Below are 17,815 nucleotides of genomic sequence, written 5' to 3'. Positions count from 1 at the left end.
ATCGCACCAATCGCAATGGACGAAGGTCTACGTTTCGCGATCCGTGAAGGTGGCCGTACAGTAGGTGCTGGTGTTGTTGCTAAGATCTTCGACTAATTCATAGCGAATTAGCGATGCTTTCGGAAAATCTTGAATTAGATTTGACGAACCAGTAGCAAAAAGGGCATCATTTGATGCCCTTTTTCTGCACTCAACATTATTTTTGCTGTTTTCTTGTTCAGAAGTGGGTTGGGCGCAGAGCAAGATTAAGCAAAGAGGCTTAATCTTAAGAAGAGTACGCTGATTTTTTCAGCGATATGGAGTTTGCCCTGCAACAGCGGGGTTGTTGTCGTCTATATTAAGACTTGTAACAGGTTGGTTTTATGAAAGCAAATAATGCTGAAACTCCTGATAGCTCAAACGCAGCAGATACGTTTAAGTGGGTAGCCGCTTTCGTATTGGCAGCTGCCGCTGTTGTGGGTAATTACCTGTATGGTGAAATGTCTGTAGTGGTTCGTGCTGCAGGCGTTGTTGTTCTTATTGCAGCTGCCTTAGGCGTTGCAGCAACAACGACTAAAGGTAAAGCAGCGATCAGTTTTGCAAAAGAATCTCGTATGGAAGTACGTAAAGTTGTTTGGCCTACTCGCCAAGAAACCATGCAAACAACACTGATCGTTTTAGCTGTAAGTATTGTAATGGCTCTAGTGCTATGGGGTATTGACGGAATTATGGTTCGTCTAGTAGCTCTAGCAACTGGGGTATAGAGGGTTTTTATTCATGAGTGAAGCTCCAAAAAAACGCTGGTATGTGGTTCAAGCCTTCTCTGGATTTGAAGGTCGTGTAGCTCAATCTCTGCGCGAGCATATCAAAATGCACGGCATGGAAGAGCTATTCGGTGAAGTACTGGTTCCTACTGAAGAAGTAGTGGAAATGCGCGCGGGTCAGCGTCGCAAATCTGAGCGTAAGTTCTTCCCAGGTTACGTCCTTGTTCAGATGATTATGAACGATGAATCATGGCACCTAGTACGCAGTGTGCCGCGTGTCATGGGCTTCATTGGTGGTACCTCAGACCGTCCGGCACCTATCACGGATAAAGAGGCTGACGCGATTCTTAATCGTCTTGAGAAAGCGAGTGAAGCGCCTCGTCCGCGTACAATGTACGAAGCGGGTGAAGTGGTACGTGTTAACGAAGGTCCATTTGCTGACTTCAACGGTACTGTTGAAGAAGTGGATTACGAGAAGAGCCGCCTGAAAGTGTCTGTATCGATCTTTGGTCGTGCGACACCAGTTGAGCTTGAATTTGGTCAGGTTGAAAAGCTGGACTAAGACTCTTCGTTAAAGAGTATAAAAAATCACCTTTTTAGGGTTGTATAAGGCGCGGATTATGACTATAATTTCGCGCCTTTTTACTTCAAGTGAAGTAAAAAGTTTCTTACACAAACGGGGAGCTGATCCGCGATTAGCGTTTGTACCCAAACTTAGGAATTATCATGGCTAAGAAAGTTGAAGCTTACATCAAGCTACAAGTTGCTGCTGGTATGGCTAACCCTAGTCCACCAGTAGGTCCTGCACTAGGTCAACACGGTGTGAACATCATGGAATTCTGTAAAGCGTTCAACGCAAAAACAGAATCTATTGAGAAAGGTCTACCAACTCCAGTAGTTATCACAGTATACAGCGACCGTTCTTTCACGTTCGTAACTAAGACTCCACCTGCTGCTGTTCTTCTTAAGAAAGCTGCTGGCGTTAAGTCTGGTTCAGGTCGTCCAAACACTGAAAAAGTTGGTACTGTAACTGACGCTCAAATCCAAGAAATCGCAGAAACTAAAGCTGCTGATATGACTGGTGCTGACATCGAAGCGATGAAGCGTTCTATCGCTGGTACTGCTCGTTCAATGGGCCTAGTGGTAGAGGGTTAATAAGATGGCAAAACTAACTAAGCGCATGCGCGTAATCCGCGAAAAAGTTGACGTAACTAAAGAATACGAAATCAACGAAGCTGTTGCTCTTCTTCAAGAACTAGCGACTGCTAAATTCGTTGAGTCTGTAGACGTTGCTGTTAACCTAGGCATTGATGCTCGTAAATCTGACCAGAACGTACGTGGTGCAACTGTACTACCTCACGGTACTGGCCGCGAAATCCGCGTTGCAGTGTTCACTCAAGGTGCTAACGCTGAAGCAGCTAAAGAAGCTGGCGCAGACATCGTAGGTATGGAAGATCTTGCTGAGCAAGTTAAGAAAGGCGAAATGAACTTTGACGTAGTTGTTGCTTCTCCAGATGCAATGCGCGTTGTAGGTCAACTAGGTACTATCCTAGGTCCTCGCGGTCTTATGCCAAACCCTAAAGTTGGTACTGTAACTCCTAACGTTGCTGAAGCAGTTAAAAACGCTAAAGCTGGTCAGGTTCGTTACCGTAACGACAAAAACGGCATCATCCACACTACTATCGGTAAAGCAAATTTCTCTGCTGAGCAGATCAAAGAGAACCTAGAAGCACTTCTAGTTGCTCTGAAGAAAGCTAAGCCATCTTCAGCGAAAGGTACTTTCCTGAAGAAAGTAAGCATCTCTACTACTATGGGTGCTGGTGTTGCTGTTGATCAGGCTAGCCTGAACACTCAAGCATAATTTATTTGCTTAGGCGCAAAATTAGTGTATAATTTTGCGCCTAATATTTGTGGTTGGGGCTGAACTTTGGTTCTTTGAACTGTCTCCTAGTTCGAAATGAATTAAGACCCAGTCTCCGTCCAAGACCGTAGGTGTTTGTGTAAAAGCAAACTTAATTATCCTACGTAGATGGTGCCCGAACTGACAGAAAGCTCTATGTAATATAGTTAACTTTCTTCTGGGGAAGCACCTCAATAGCTCTCACTGTCGTGATGATAGTGAGTGGTGTAACGACAACCAGGAGTAAATCCAAGATGGCTTTAAACCTTCAAGACAAAAAAGCAATTGTTGCTGAAGTCAACGAAGCTGCCAGTGGTGCACTTTCTGCAGTTGTAGCTGATTCTCGTGGCGTTCAAGTTGGCGCGATGACTTCTCTACGTAAACAAGCTCGTGAAGCTGGCGTTTACATGAGAGTTGTTCGTAACACTCTTGCTCGTCGTGCGGTTGAAGGTACTGAGTACGAGTGTCTAACTGACACTTTCACTGGTCCTACTCTAATCGCATTCTCTAATGAGCACCCAGGTGCTGCAGCGCGTCTTTTCAAAGACTTCGCTAAAGAGAACAAAGATTTCGAGATCAAAGCTGCTGCATTTGAAGGCGCTTTAACTGACGCTGAAGTACTAGCAACACTACCAACTTACGACGAAGCAATCGCACGCCTAATGATGTGCATGAAAGAAGCTTCGGCTGGCAAGTTGGCGCGTACTATCGCAGCTATCCGCGATCAAAAACAAGAAGCAGCGGCATAAGCCTTGCTTTTTACTGGTTGCTTAATAAACTTATTGTTGACTTAAAAGAGAATTGTTATGTCTATTACTAACGAGCAAATCCTAGACGCAGTTGCAGAAATGTCTGTAATGCAAGTTGTTGAACTAATCGAAGCAATGGAAGAGAAATTCGGTGTTTCTGCTGCTGCTGCTGTTGTAGCTGGCGGCGCTGCTGCAGGCGAAGCTGCTGCTGAGCAAACTGAATTCGACGTAATCCTAGAAGCTGCTGGCGGTAACAAAGTTGCTGTAATCAAAGCAGTACGTGGCGCAACTGGCCTAGGTCTTAAAGAAGCTAAAGCTCTAGTAGACGGCGCTCCAGCACCTCTTAAAGAAGGTGTTGAGAAAGCAGAAGCTGAAGCTCTTAAAGCTCAGCTAGAAGAAGCTGGTGCAACTGTTGCTGTTAAGTAATTATTGCATAGTTTCTTAGCCTAACGGCTAATTGGCTGGTGGTTTTTTAACCACCGGCCTTTTTGCGCTGTAGGGTATAGGCGAATTTTCCCGCTGTTTAAGCGCCTGATATCCATGCAAAAAACATTTCATTCTTACGAAATGAAATGTCACTACAGTAAACAGCTATATTAGTCACTGTCCCTTACCCCCCTTAAGTAACTAGGAGCGGGCGGACAGTTTGGGTCACTTATCAGCGAGCTGAGGAACCCCATGGTTTACTCTTATACCGAGAAAAAGCGCATCCGTAAGGACTTTGGTACTCGTCCACAAGTTTTGGACATTCCATACCTGCTATCGATCCAGCTCGATTCGTTCGACAAATTTATCGAACAGGATCCTGAAGGTCAATACGGTCTTGAAGCCGCTTTCCGTTCTGTATTCCCGATTCAGAGCTACAACGGCAATTCTGAGCTGCAATACGTTAGCTACCGTCTTGGTGAGCCAGTTTTTGACGTTAAAGAATGTCAAATCCGCGGTGTAACTTACTCAAAGCCACTACGTGTAAAACTACGCCTAGTTATCTTTGATAAAGACGCGCCAGCAGGTACTGTAAAAGACATTAAAGAACAAGAAGTCTACATGGGTGAAATTCCACTCATGACAGACAATGGTACCTTCGTAATCAACGGTACCGAGAGGGTTATCGTATCCCAGCTGCACCGAAGCCCAGGCGTGTTCTTCGACAGCGATAAGGGTAAGACCCACTCTTCAGGTAAAGTTTTATACAACGCACGTGTTATTCCTTACCGTGGTTCATGGCTTGATTTCGAGTTTGATCCTAAGGATAACTTGTACGTTCGTATCGACCGCCGTCGTAAGCTACCAGCATCGATCATCCTTCGAGCACTAGGTAAGTCGACAGAAGAAATCCTAGATATCTTCTTCGAGAAAGTGAACTTCGAAGTGAAAGACCAAACTCTATTGATGGAGTTAGTTCCGGATCGTCTACGTGGTGAAACTGCGTCATTCGACATCGAAGCAAATGGTAAAGTTTACGTTGAGCAAGGTCGTCGCGTAACAGCTCGTCATATCCGCCAACTAGAAAAAGATGGTGTTGATCACATCGAAGTACCAGTTGAGTACATCGTAGGTAAAGTTGCATCTAAAGATTACATCAATGAAGCAACAGGCGAGATCATTGTTAACGCTAACCAGGAAATCAGCCTGGAAGCACTAGCGAACCTATCTCAGGCTGGCCACAAAGCGCTAGAAGTTCTATTCACGAACGATCTAGACCACGGTCCATTCATGTCAGAAACACTACGTATCGACAGCACGGTTGATCGTATTTCTGCATTGGTAGAAATCTACCGCATGATGCGCCCTGGTGAGCCGCCAACAAAAGAAGCTGCAGAAGCTCTATTCGAAAGCCTCTTCTTCTCTGAAGAGCGTTACGATCTATCGACTGTTGGTCGTATGAAGTTCAACAGCTCTATCGGCCGTGAAGATGCTCAAGAGCAAGGCACACTTGATGAAACTGATATCATCGAAGTGATGAAGAAGCTGATCGCGATCCGTAACGGTAAGGGCGAAGTGGACGATATCGACCACCTAGGCAACCGTCGTATCCGTTCTGTAGGCGAAATGGCTGAGAACCAGTTCCGTGTAGGTCTAGTACGTGTTGAGCGTGCAGTTAAAGAGCGTCTAAGCCTAGGCGATCTTGACGCAATCATGCCTCAAGACTTGATCAACGCGAAGCCAATTTCTGCGGCAGTTAAAGAATTCTTTGGCTCTTCACAGCTTTCACAGTTCATGGACCAAAACAACCCGCTATCAGAAGTAACGCACAAGCGTCGTATTTCTGCGTTGGGTCCTGGCGGTCTAACTCGTGAACGTGCTGGCTTCGAAGTACGTGACGTACACGTAACTCACTACGGTCGTCTATGTCCTATCGAAACGCCTGAAGGTCCAAACATCGGTCTGATCAACTCTCTATCTGCGTTTGCGCGTTGTAACGAGTACGGTTTCCTAGAGACACCATACCGTCGCGTTGTAGATGGCGTAGTAACAGACGAAGTGGATTACCTATCTGCAATCGAAGAAGGCCAATTCGTTATCGCACAGGCGAACGCTAAGCTAAACGAAGATGGTACTTTTGCAGATGAGCTGATCACAGCTCGTCAGAAAGGTGAATCTGGTCTACACCCTCGTGAGCACGCTCAGTACATGGACGTTGCGACAAACCAGGTTGTATCTATCGCTGCATCGCTTATCCCGTTCCTAGAACACGATGATGCGAACCGTGCATTGATGGGTGCGAACATGCAACGTCAGGCAGTTCCAACACTGAAAGCTGACAAACCGCTTGTTGGTACTGGTATTGAACGTAACGTAGCAGTTGACTCAGGTGTAACTGCAGTTGCTAAACGTGGTGGTGTAATCCAGTCAGTAGATGCTTCTCGTATCGTTGTTAAAGTTAACGAAGAAGAGCTAGTACCAGGTGAAGCTGGTATCGACATCTACAACCTGACTAAATACACACGTTCTAACCAGAACACATGTATTAACCAGCGCCCATGTGTGATGCCAGGTGAGCCTGTATCACGCGGTGACGTTCTTGCTGATGGTCCTTCAACAGACCTTGGTGAACTAGCGCTTGGTCAAAACATGCGTATCGCGTTCATGCCTTGGAACGGTTACAACTTCGAAGACTCGATCTTAGTATCTGAGCGCGTAGTTCAAGAAGACCGTTTCACGACTATCCACATCCAAGAACTGACTTGTGTGGCGCGTGATACTAAGCTTGGTTCTGAAGAGATCACAGCGGATATTCCAAACGTAGGTGAGTCTGCTCTGTCTAAACTAGACGAGTCAGGTATCGTTTACATCGGTGCTGAAGTTAAGGGTGGCGACATCCTAGTTGGTAAAGTTACACCTAAAGGTGAAACTCAGCTAACGCCTGAAGAGAAGCTACTACGTGCAATCTTCGGTGAAAAAGCATCTGACGTTAAAGATACTTCACTACGTGTACCTAACTCTGTATCAGGTACGATCATCGACGTTCAAGTCTTTACTCGCGATGGCGTAGAGAAAGACAAGCGTGCGCTTGAAATCGAACAGATGCAGCTTAAAGAAGCGAAGAAAGACCTAACTGAAGAATTCCAGATTCTTGAGGGCGGCCTTCTAAACCGTGTTAAAGCTGTATTGATTGAAGGCGGTTACTCTGAAGCGAAACTAGACACAACTGATCGTAAGAAGTGGCTAGAACTAACGCTAGAAGATGACGCACTACAAACTCAGCTTGAGCAACTTGCTGAGCAGTGGGATGAGCTAAAAGCCGACTTCGATAAGAAGTTCGAAACTAAGCGTCGTAAGATCACTCAAGGTGATGATTTAGCACCTGGTGTACTGAAGATCGTTAAGGTTTACCTAGCGGTTAAACGTCGCATTCAGCCTGGTGATAAGATGGCGGGTCGTCACGGTAACAAGGGTGTAATCTCTAAGATCAACCCTGTTGAAGACATGCCATACGATGAGAAAGGTCAGCCTGTAGACATCGTACTTAACCCACTGGGTGTACCTTCGCGTATGAACATCGGTCAGATCCTAGAAGTACACTTAGGTCTGGCAGCGAAAGGTATCGGTGACAAGATCAACCAGATGGTTAAAGAGCAGCAAGAACTAGCGAAATTCCGCGAGTTCCTACAAAAAGTTTACGATCTAGGCGACACTCGCCAGAAAGTAGACATTGCTTCTCTATCTGATGATGAAGTACGTACTCTGATCAAGAACTTGCGTGGCGGTCTACCAATCGCGACTCCTGTATTTGATGGCGCTCCAGAAGAGTCAATCAAAGCACTTCTTGAGCTAGCAGATCTACCAACATCAGGTCAGTTAACACTGTTTGATGGTCGCACAGGTGATGCGTTTGAGCGTCCTGTAACTGTTGGTTACATGTACATGCTGAAACTGAACCACCTTGTTGATGACAAGATGCACGCTCGTTCAACTGGTTCGTACAGCCTAGTAACTCAGCAGCCACTAGGTGGTAAAGCTCAGTTCGGTGGTCAGCGTTTCGGTGAGATGGAAGTATGGGCACTAGAAGCATACGGTGCTGCTTACACGCTACAAGAAATGCTAACGGTTAAGTCGGATGACGTTAACGGCCGTACTAAGATGTACAAGAACATCGTAGACGGTAACCACAGCATGGAACCTGGCATGCCAGAATCGTTCAACGTACTGTTGAAAGAGATCCGCTCGCTAGGTATCAACATCGAGCTAGAAGACGAAGAGTAATCCTTTTCTCTCTTGATGAAAGTCGAGAGAATCAAAGCGATTATTTGGAAGAAGGTGCTCACTTTAGCAAGTGAGCTCCTTTTAACTCCTTACAGGAGCTGATTGTGAAAGACTTATTAAACTTTCTAAAAGCACAGCATAAGACCGAAGAATTTGATGCAATCAAAATCGGTCTATCTTCACCAGACATGATCCGTTCATGGTCTTTCGGTGAAGTTAAAAAACCTGAAACGATCAACTATCGTACGTTCAAACCTGAACGCGATGGTCTGTTCTGTGCGCGTATCTTTGGTCCAGTTAAAGACTACGAATGTCTTTGTGGTAAGTACAAGCGCCTGAAGCACCGTGGTGTTATCTGTGAGAAGTGTGGTGTAGAAGTTACACAAACTAAAGTTCGTCGTGACCGTATGGGCCACATTGAACTGGCTTCACCAGTAGCTCACATCTGGTTCCTAAAATCGCTACCGTCTCGTATCGGTCTACTAATGGATATCCCTCTACGTGATATCGAACGCGTTCTGTACTTCGAAATGTACGTAGTAACAGAGCCTGGTATGACTGATCTAGAAAAAGGTCAGATGCTTACTGAAGAAGAGTATCTAGATCGTCTAGAAGAGTGGGGCGACGAGTTCACTGCTAAGATGGGTGCGGAAGCTATCAAGGACCTACTAGGTTCTATGGATATGCACGCTGAAGCAGAACAAATGCGTGAAGAGTTAGAGACAACAAACTCTGAAACTAAGCGTAAGAAAGTAACTAAGCGTCTTAAGCTGGTAGAAGCGTTCATCGCATCGGGTAACAACCCTGAGTGGATGATCCTAACTGTACTTCCAGTACTTCCGCCAGATCTACGTCCTCTAGTACCTCTAGATGGCGGTCGCTTTGCGACTTCTGATCTTAACGATCTATACCGTCGTGTGATCAACCGTAACAACCGTTTGAAGCGTCTTCTAGAGCTAGCTGCTCCGGACATCATCGTACGTAACGAAAAACGTATGCTGCAAGAGTCTGTTGATGCGCTACTAGATAACGGTCGTCGTGGTCGTGCGATCACAGGTTCTAACAAGCGTCCTCTGAAATCTCTTGCTGATATGATCAAGGGTAAACAAGGTCGTTTCCGTCAGAACCTTCTAGGTAAACGTGTAGACTACTCTGGCCGTTCTGTAATCACAGTAGGTCCATACCTTCGTCTACACCAGTGTGGTCTTCCTAAGAAGATGGCACTTGAGCTATTCAAACCATTTATCTACAGCAAGCTAGAGACTCGTGGTCTTGCGACTACAATCAAAGCTGCTAAGAAAATGGTAGAGCGTGAAGAAGCGGTCGTTTGGGATATCCTAGACGAAGTAATCCGTGAACACCCAGTACTATTGAACCGTGCACCGACACTTCACCGTCTAGGTATCCAGGCGTTCGAACCAGTACTGATCGAAGGTAAAGCGATTCAGCTACACCCACTTGTTTGTGCAGCGTACAACGCGGACTTCGATGGTGACCAAATGGCGGTTCACGTACCTCTAACTCTAGAGGCACAGCTTGAAGCTCGTACTCTGATGATGTCGACAAACAACATTCTGTCGCCAGCGTCAGGTGATCCGATCATCGTACCTTCTCAGGACGTTGTATTGGGTCTGTACTACATGACTCGTGAAAAGATCAACGTGAAAGGTGAAGGCATGTACCTTTCTGGCCCAGAAGAGGCTGAGAAAGCATACCGCACTAAACAAGCTGAGCTTCACGCACGCGTTAAAGTACGTATTACAGAAACTGTTGTAGACGAAGATGGCAACAGCACTACAGAAACCAAGATGGTAGACACCACTGTTGGTCGTGCAATGCTATGGCAAATCGTGCCAGCTGGTCTACCGTACAGCATCGTTAACCAAAAGCTAGGTAAGAAGCAAATCTCTAACCTACTTAACGAGGCGTACCGTAAACTAGGTCTGAAAGACACAGTAATCTTCGCTGACCAAATCATGTACACAGGTTTCGCATACGCGGCACTTTCTGGTGTATCTGTTGGTATCGACGATATGGTTGTACCTGCAGCTAAGTACACTGAAATCGCAGAAGCGGAAGAAGAAGTACGTGAAATCCAGGAACAGTACCAATCAGGTCTTGTTACTGCGGGCGAACGCTACAACAAAGTTATCGATATCTGGGCATCGACCAACGACCGTGTTGCGAAAGCAATGATGGAAAACCTTTCATCTGAAACGGTAGTTAACCGTGACGGTGAAGAGGAACAGCAAGAGTCATTCAACAGCATCTATATGATGGCGGACTCGGGCGCTCGTGGTTCTGCAGCACAGATTCGTCAGCTTGCGGGTATGCGTGGTCTGATGGCGCGTCCAGATGGTTCAATCATCGAAACGCCGATCACAGCGAACTTTAAAGAAGGTCTAAACGTACTTCAGTACTTTATCTCAACGCACGGTGCTCGTAAGGGTCTTGCGGATACGGCACTGAAAACAGCGAACTCGGGTTACCTAACTCGTCGTCTAGTAGACGTTGCTCAAGACGTTGTTGTAACTGAACATGACTGTGGCACTCACGAAGGTGTCGACATGATGCCTCACATCGAGGGTGGTGATGTTAAAGTTGCACTTTCTGAGCTTGCTCTTGGTCGTGTTGTTGCTGAAGACGTACTAAAACCTGGCACTGAAGACGTTCTTATTCCACGTAACACCCTGATCGATGAGAAGTGGTGTCAAATCATGGAAGAGAACTCAGTAGACAGCATGAAAGTGCGCTCTGTAGTAACGTGTGATTCTGACTTCGGTTGTTGTGCACAATGTTACGGTCGTGACCTAGCACGTGGTCACCTAGTGAACCAAGGTGAAGCAGTGGGTGTTATTGCTGCTCAGTCTATCGGTGAGCCAGGTACACAGCTAACGATGCGTACGTTCCACATCGGTGGTGCGGCATCGACAGCAGCGGCAGAGAACAGTGTTCAAGTTAAGAACAACGGTTCTATCAAGCTACACAACGCTAAATCTGTATTGGCTGATGACGGTAAGATCGTTATCACTTCTCGTGCGACAGAGTTAACTATCGTTGATGAGTTTGGTCGTACTAAAGAGAAACACAAACTGCCTTACGGTACGCTACTAAGCAAAGGCGATGGTGATACAGTTCAAGCTGGCGAAACAGTTGCAAACTGGGAAGCGCACACACTACCTATCATTACTGAGGTAGCAGGTCGCATCCAGTTCGTAGATATGATCGACGGCGTAACAGTATCTCGTCAAACGGATGACCTAACTGGTCTATCTTCAAGCGAAGTAACTGACCCAGCAGCTCGCCCTTCAGCAGGTAAAGATATGCGTCCAGCTATCAAACTTGTTGACGAGCAAGGTAACGATGTAATGATCCCTGGTACTGATATGCCAGCTCACTACTTCCTACCTGGTAAAGCGATTGTGAACATCGAAGATGGCGCAGCAGTAGGTGTTGGTGCAACACTAGCACGTATTCCTCAGAAGTCTGGCGGTAACAAAGATATCACCGGTGGTCTTCCACGAGTTGCTGACCTATTTGAAGCACGTAAGCCGAAAGAGCCTGCAATCCTTGCTGAGCACACAGGTACTGTGAGCTTTGGTAAAGAGACGAAAGGTAAACGTCGCCTAGTGATCACACGTGAAAGCGGTGAAGCTTACGAAGAGATGATTCCTAAGCATCGTCAGTTGAACGTATTCGAAGGTGAAAAAGTTGAACGTGGTGACGTGATCGCAGATGGTCCAGAGTCTCCACATGACATCCTACGTCTACGTGGCGTACACGCGGTAACGCAGTACATTGCTAACGAAGTACAGGAAGTTTACCGTCTACAAGGCGTTAAGATTAACGATAAGCACATTGAAACTATCGTTCGTCAGATGCTGCGTAAGTGTACTATTACTCACTCTGGTGACTCTGAGTTCCTACCTGGTGAGCAGATTGAATACTCACAAGTTAAGATTGCTAACCGTAACCTAGAAGCTGAAGGCAAAGAGCCTGCACGTTTCGAACGTGAACTACTAGGTATTACTAAAGCATCTCTAGCGACTGAGTCGTTCATCTCTGCGGCATCGTTCCAGGAGACAACTCGCGTACTAACGGAAGCTGCGGTTTCTGGTAAGCGTGATGACCTACGTGGTCTGAAAGAGAACGTAATTGTTGGTCGTCTGATCCCAGCTGGTACTGGTTTCGCATACCACCAAGAGCGTCAAGCTAAACGTTCTGAAGCGCAAGATGGTCCTTCTGCTGAGCAAGCAACGGATAACCTAGCGGCACTTCTAAACGCTGGTTTCTCTTCTGAAGAGTAAGTCATATAACGAGTAATCGTTAAAAGCTTAAGAAAAAGGCACCTTCGGGTGCCTTTTTAGTTTTTTATACTGCTTTGTTCTTCCGGTGGGATTTTCGATAAAGCTAGAAACAAAAAAGACCGACGATGATCGTCAGTCTTTTCTCTCACTCTATTTCTGAATGTTTGCAAATACTAAGCTCCAGGTGGCATAGACAGGCTTTCTGCGATTTGCTGTATCAGATAGTCCTCGACTTCAAAGCGAGTCTCAAGAATTTCCCCAATGAGACACATATCAGAATCGAAATCATTTAATTCATCATCTTCAGTCACTTCTGAGTACTTATCGTTAAAGTTCAATAATGGTTCAGTCGTTAGAACAATTTGACCATAGGTTTGATTGATCTCATTAGTCACGACAAAGCCGGTTGCTTTCCAACGGTCCATAACCATGTCATAAATTTTAAAGTGGCCTTCGGAGATGTAATCAACGAGGTGCTGACAGAAATCCTGCAGTTCGGAAGGAGATGGGAGTTCAATAACATTGGTTTTCGAACAAGGTTGCAGCGCTGCAAGCTTACAATATTCAACAATCAGGGATTGTCGTGTCTCTAACCAGTGATCAATGACATCACTTGAGCCACCCCACTGGTCTTGTGTTTGTTTGAATTTTCTTAGCATGACCATGCCCTCATGATCTGATCGCCCATCGGCGAACGTATCCTTTGCAAAGCAAAGTTAGTAAAGTTATTACAAACTCTTGTCCTTACTAGAATTTAGAGTGCACATTTACTTAACGATAAACTCTAGTATGAAATTAGATTGCCAGTAAAATGAACGAACTTCAAGCAAAGGGATGGTGTAATGTTAAGAAAAGGTGATGTTAACCGCGCGATAAATGCATACTGGTGTGTTGTTGCAGGAAGTGAAATTTGGCTGGTGGATGGTGCTGTGCCCTTCGGGTCTGCAGAGCAGTTATCACTGCCAGTAACGAGTGCAAGACCCATTGGTGAGTATTCTGGTTCGCCCGTCATGTGGCTTAACTTGGCCGATTTAGAGCATGATCTACCTTTAGTATCCCTGCGTGACTGCCTGCATTTTCCTGAGCCATTATTTATGTTGTTAAGTAAAGCTGTGCAATATGGGCACATGACGCAAAGTTTGCGCTTTTGTCCACAGTGCGGAGGAAGAAACTTTCTTAATAATAACCAGTTAGCCATGCAGTGTGGTGAATGTCGCACCCTTCATTATCCTAGAATATTTCCGTGTATTATCGTTGCTGTACGTAAAGAAAATCAGATCTTATTAGCCCAACATCCAAGGCATCGAAATGGTATGTATACGGTTATTGCGGGTTTTCTAGAAGTCGGTGAGACATTAGAAGAGTGCGTGGCTCGAGAAATTCATGAAGAAACGGGAATTCTCGTTAAAAATATTCGTTACTTTGGCAGCCAGCCTTGGGCTTTCCCATCCAGTATGATGATGGGGTTTTTAGCTGATTATGAATCCGGAGAGTTAAGCCCAGACTACACTGAGCTGTCTGATGCACAATGGTTTGGTATCGACGAGATGCCGCCTGTTGCGCCTAAAGGAACGATTGCAAGAGCACTTATCGAACAAACGCTGAAAGATATAGACTCTAATTGTCTGATAAATAGATAAAAAAAACCCTCCGAGAGGGAGGGGGTAAGTAAGATGTCGTTATGAGATGCTGAGTACTAAGTACTCAGTTTATAATTGTAGTTTTCGCTAGCGAACAAATTTTTAACACTGATACCGATTGGGTGCAAATTAAGCATTGATTTAAAAGTTAATAACTTGATCCAGGTTGCAAAGCACACAGCTATTGGACTTAAATCAGTGATAGAATACCCCCTTTCACAGAAAGCCTAACAGTTGGAATTACGGAATGACTGAATTAAAAAATGATCGTTATCTGCGTGCGCTTTTAAAAGAGCCGGTAGATTACACGCCAGTATGGATGATGCGCCAGGCAGGTCGTTACCTACCAGAATACAAAGCGACTCGTGCAGAAGCGGGTGATTTCATGTCTTTGTGTCGAAATGCAGAATTAGCATCCGAAGTGACACTTCAACCATTACGCCGTTTTCCTCTTGATGCCGCGATCTTATTCTCGGACATCTTAACGATTCCAGATGCAATGGGGCTTGGTTTGCGTTTTGCTGCGGGTGAAGGACCTGTTTTTGATAACCCAATTACATGCAAAGCCGACGTGGAAAAAATTGGTTTGCCAGATCCTGAAGGTGAACTGCAATACGTAATGAACGCAGTACGCCAGATCCGTAAAGACCTGAAGGGTGAAGTGCCGCTGATTGGTTTTTCTGGTAGTCCTTGGACTCTTGCGACGTACATGATCGAAGGTGGTAGCTCTAAAGCGTTTACCAAGATCAAGAAGATGATGTACGCGGAACCACAAACTCTGCACCTACTTCTAGATAAGCTGGCAGACAGCGTTATCGAGTACTTAAACGCGCAAATTAAAGCGGGTGCGCAATCGGTAATGGTATTTGACACATGGGGTGGCGTACTAACGCCTCGTGATTACAATCTGTTCTCACTGCAATACATGCACAAGATTGTAGATGGTCTGATTCGTGAAAACGACGGTCGTCGCGTGCCAGTCACACTGTTTACTAAGAATGGCGGCATGTGGCTTGAGCAAATCGCAGCTACGGGCTGTGATGCGGTTGGTCTAGACTGGACAATCAACATTGCTGACGCGAAAGCACGTATCGGTGATAAAGTGGCGCTGCAAGGTAATATGGACCCATCAATGCTTTACGCTTCACCAGAGCGCATCCGCGAAGAAGTAGCGGATATCCTAGAAGGATTTGGTGATACGGGGACTGGTCATGTGTTCAACCTAGGTCACGGTATCCACTTGGATGTACCGCCAGAAAACGCGGGCGTATTTGTGGATGCGGTACACGAGTTATCTAAGCCATACCACAAGTAAGTTAGATTTTTTTGAAATCAAATGCCGGCATTCAGTGCCGGTATTTTTTTGCCTAAAATTCAGCTTTTCTATCTGAGACTCAAGGCTGTACAGCTCTAGTAGTATTTGGCCTACTATGATCTAATTACTACTCTAGCTGTACACTAGACATTAAAGTTTAATATAAACAAATGCTTATGATTTCTGGTTTTATGTTCTAATTTTCTTGTACAGATAAACAAGCAATTAGATCATGGGTAACCTAAAGCATCGAGTGAACGCGTTTTTTAAGGTATGGCACGACGTCAGATTCAAACCAAGGATTCTTCTTTAACCACAATGTATTGCGTGGGGATGGGTGAGGGAGCGGGATAAAGTCCGGTTCCCAATCTTGCCATTGCTGAACAGTTTGCGTGAGCGTCTTTGGTTTGTTGGTGAGATAGTACTGCTGCGAGTACTGACCAATTAGTAGAGTGAGCTCTATATTGGGCAGTTGCTCAAGAATCTTTTTATGCCAAGTGGGCGCACATTCTTTACGAGGCGGTAAATCACCAGAGTTCCCTTTGCCTGGATAACAGAATCCCATTGGGACAATGGCAATTTTATTTGGGTCGTAGAAAACGTCTTTGTCGATATCGAGCCATTGGCGTAATCGATCACCACTTGGGTCATTCCAAGGTATCGAGGTTTTGTGTACACGTGTGCCAGGGGCCTGACCGATGATTAGGATGCGTGCCCCTTTTGCTGCTTGCACGACAGGGTTTGCACCCAAAGGTAAGTTATCCGCGCAGATCTGGCAGGCCCTCACTTGCTGCAATAGCTCGTCTAACGACATTCTTAGTAACCCTTTTCGAAATCCACTTGATAATTTAATGAAAACCCATCGCGCCAGCGTAGATAGTTGTCAGCAAAAATCTCGATGACTTGCTCGGGAAAACTCAGCGCAGCAATGTGTGGAGTGATGGTGACTTGCGGTAGTTTCCAAAATGGATGCTCTACCGACAACGGTTCTTGCTCAAACACATCTAAGAAGGCGTGTTCTACCCAACGGTTTTTCAGAGCGAAGAGCAACCCTGCCTCATCCAGTACGTCGCCACGACCTACGTTAAACAATAACGCCTGATTTAGTTGGCTGAGCGTTTGACGATTAAGTAACTGTCGCGTCTCAGGTGTACTTGGTAGAGTATTCACAACGATGTCGGCTTGCTCAAATGCCTTACTTAGTTCATTGATATGAAAGGTCTGATGAAACTCGCCGCCTGGAGTAGGGATACCTGTGCGGTTAATACCGATAGTTTTTATCCCCATTGCTTTAGCGGCGTTGCCCAGATAGCCCCCAATGCTACCGGTACCAAGAATTACCATGGTTTTACTTTTTAATGACGTGTACAGGTGAGGCTGCCATTGTTTGTTTTGTTGCTGCTGGTGGTATCGGGCAAAGTGGCGGTAATGGGCAATACTGTAACCCAAAACATATTCAGCAATCAGTGGACCAAAGATGCCTCGAACGTTAGTTAGAGTATAGTCCTGACGAAGGCTAGGGGATGTTAAGGCGTTGACACCAGCAAACGTGGATTGCACCCATTCAAGCTGTGAAAACTCGTCTAAGCTTTGTGATAGTAAGGGTGGATCCGCTAGTACGATCTGAGCGGCTTCTGGTTGGTCGGTGAGACAAAGATCGGGCAGATTTTTCTCTGCCAGTAACGTTTTGTAGGTGTCGCGATGCTCTGAGAGCAGGAAAATCTGATTTGAATGCGGCATTAACTTTTTTCCCTGTGATGAATCAAGTACACTTTCGCTGTTTTTTTCTTCAATGATTGAGTGACTATGCTTAAGAATCCTCTTCAGGTTCGTTTAGAAAAACTAGAACCTTGGCAACAAATTACCTTTATGGCGTGTCTGTGTGAACGCATGTATCCAAACTATGCGATGTTTTGTGAGAATACAGAATTTGCTGACCCGCGTGCTTACCGAGCGATTCTTGATAGTGTATGGGAAATTTTGACAGTTAAGAACGCGAAAATTAACTTCGAACGTCAATTGGAGAAGTTAGAAGAGTTGTTCCCAAGTGCGGATGAGTTCGATTTTTACGGCGTTTACCCAGCGATGGACGCGTGTCAGGGTTTGTCTACGTTACTGCATGGTCTATTGGATCGCGACTACCTTTTTGATTCAATGCTTAAAGTGAGTCAACAGTCGGTACAAACCGTTGCTGATCTAGAGCAAGCACAAGGCGCAGAGCCAATCACTAACGACAACCAGAAAGAAAACGAAGCCGTATGTGAAGAGTGGGACGTCCAGTGGGCTATCTTCCGTCCGCTGCGTGAAGCGATAGAACGTGACATCAGCTTGATTAAAGATTTGCGTGAAGAGATACGTGAAGAAGGTGTGAGCAACATCGGTATTGCACTTTAATCGTTGAATAAATAGAAAAAGGCATCCTAACTGGATGCCTTTTTTGTTTGTGCGTTTAAG

14 protein-coding genes and 1 pseudogene are annotated in these 17,815 nt (G+C 45.5%); 12 read left to right on the top strand and 3 right to left on the bottom strand.

What is annotated here, in order from left to right; translation table 11 throughout:
• From R7P36_RS24110 to rpoC, 9 genes and pseudogenes are all read left to right on the top strand, one after another.
• A pseudogene (locus R7P36_RS24110) lies at window positions 1-96 on the top strand (elongation factor Tu); the annotation flags it as partial.
• A gap of 266 nt (window positions 97-362) precedes the next feature.
• A complete protein-coding gene (gene secE / locus R7P36_RS24105) occupies window positions 363-743 on the top strand; it encodes a preprotein translocase subunit SecE (RefSeq protein WP_005384680.1) in 381 nt (126 codons plus the stop codon).
• A 13-nt stretch (window positions 744-756) separates the two neighbouring features.
• Window positions 757-1,305: a transcription termination/antitermination protein NusG gene (gene nusG, locus R7P36_RS24100; protein ID WP_005384681.1), complete on the top strand. Its 549-nt coding sequence runs from the start codon at window positions 757-759 to the stop codon at window positions 1,303-1,305.
• Between the two features lie 164 nt (window positions 1,306-1,469).
• Entirely contained in the window at window positions 1,470-1,898 is a 429-nt protein-coding gene (rplK, locus tag R7P36_RS24095; RefSeq protein WP_005384682.1) for a 50S ribosomal protein L11, read from the top strand.
• A gap of 4 nt (window positions 1,899-1,902) precedes the next feature.
• Window positions 1,903-2,604 carry a 50S ribosomal protein L1 gene (gene rplA, locus R7P36_RS24090; protein ID WP_005384683.1) on the top strand — a complete coding sequence of 234 codons (702 nt, stop codon included), beginning with the start codon at window positions 1,903-1,905 and terminating at the stop codon, window positions 2,602-2,604.
• A 293-nt stretch (window positions 2,605-2,897) separates the two neighbouring features.
• Window positions 2,898-3,392: a 50S ribosomal protein L10 gene (gene rplJ / locus R7P36_RS24085; protein WP_005382538.1), complete on the top strand. Its 495-nt coding sequence runs from the start codon at window positions 2,898-2,900 to the stop codon at window positions 3,390-3,392.
• 57 nt (window positions 3,393-3,449) lie between these two features.
• Window positions 3,450-3,818, top strand: coding sequence for a 50S ribosomal protein L7/L12 (rplL, locus tag R7P36_RS24080; RefSeq protein WP_005382540.1), 369 nt, complete (start codon window positions 3,450-3,452; stop codon window positions 3,816-3,818).
• 252 nt (window positions 3,819-4,070) lie between these two features.
• Window positions 4,071-8,099, top strand: coding sequence for a DNA-directed RNA polymerase subunit beta (rpoB, locus tag R7P36_RS24075; RefSeq protein ID WP_005384685.1), 4,029 nt, complete (start codon window positions 4,071-4,073; stop codon window positions 8,097-8,099).
• Window positions 8,100-8,203: 104 nt separating this feature from the next.
• The gene (gene rpoC / locus R7P36_RS24070; protein ID WP_005382514.1) at window positions 8,204-12,406 is read left to right on the top strand and encodes a DNA-directed RNA polymerase subunit beta'; all 4,203 of its coding nucleotides are present in this window, start codon (window positions 8,204-8,206) and stop codon (window positions 12,404-12,406) included.
• Between the two features lie 173 nt (window positions 12,407-12,579).
• Here the strand turns inward: rpoC and R7P36_RS24065 are convergent, their stop codons facing one another.
• Window positions 12,580-13,071 carry an Rsd/AlgQ family anti-sigma factor gene (locus R7P36_RS24065; RefSeq protein WP_005382515.1) on the bottom strand — a complete coding sequence of 164 codons (492 nt, stop codon included), beginning with the start codon at window positions 13,069-13,071 and terminating at the stop codon, window positions 12,580-12,582.
• A gap of 177 nt (window positions 13,072-13,248) precedes the next feature.
• Between R7P36_RS24065 and nudC the strand changes: the two genes are divergently transcribed.
• Complete coding sequence (gene nudC / locus R7P36_RS24060) at window positions 13,249-14,046, top strand: NAD(+) diphosphatase (protein ID WP_005382516.1); 798 nt, start codon at window positions 13,249-13,251, stop codon at window positions 14,044-14,046.
• A 247-nt stretch (window positions 14,047-14,293) separates the two neighbouring features.
• The gene (gene hemE / locus R7P36_RS24055; protein WP_005397282.1) at window positions 14,294-15,361 is read left to right on the top strand and encodes a uroporphyrinogen decarboxylase; all 1,068 of its coding nucleotides are present in this window, start codon (window positions 14,294-14,296) and stop codon (window positions 15,359-15,361) included.
• A 241-nt stretch (window positions 15,362-15,602) separates the two neighbouring features.
• Here hemE and R7P36_RS24050 read toward each other — a convergent pair whose 3' ends face one another.
• Entirely contained in the window at window positions 15,603-16,175 is a 573-nt protein-coding gene (locus tag R7P36_RS24050; RefSeq protein ID WP_005382518.1) for a uracil-DNA glycosylase family protein, read from the bottom strand.
• A gap of 2 nt (window positions 16,176-16,177) precedes the next feature.
• Window positions 16,178-17,101 (bottom strand): D-2-hydroxyacid dehydrogenase, encoded by a 924-nt coding sequence (locus R7P36_RS24045; protein WP_005382519.1) that lies wholly within the window; start codon window positions 17,099-17,101, stop codon window positions 16,178-16,180.
• A gap of 66 nt (window positions 17,102-17,167) precedes the next feature.
• On the opposite strand from R7P36_RS24045, the gene R7P36_RS24040 reads away from it, so the two are divergent.
• On the top strand, window positions 17,168-17,755 hold the full coding sequence (locus R7P36_RS24040; protein WP_064354395.1) for a YjaG family protein: 588 nt from the start codon (window positions 17,168-17,170) through the stop codon (window positions 17,753-17,755).
• Window positions 17,756-17,815: the final 60 nt, after the last annotated feature.

Origin of the sequence: Vibrio sp. 397, assembly GCF_033339395.1 — a bacterium.
Classification (GTDB): Bacteria; Pseudomonadota; Gammaproteobacteria; order Enterobacterales; family Vibrionaceae; genus Vibrio; species Vibrio alginolyticus.
Note: the sequence above shows the minus strand (reverse complement) of the source record. Positions and strands in the feature narration are given on the sequence as shown.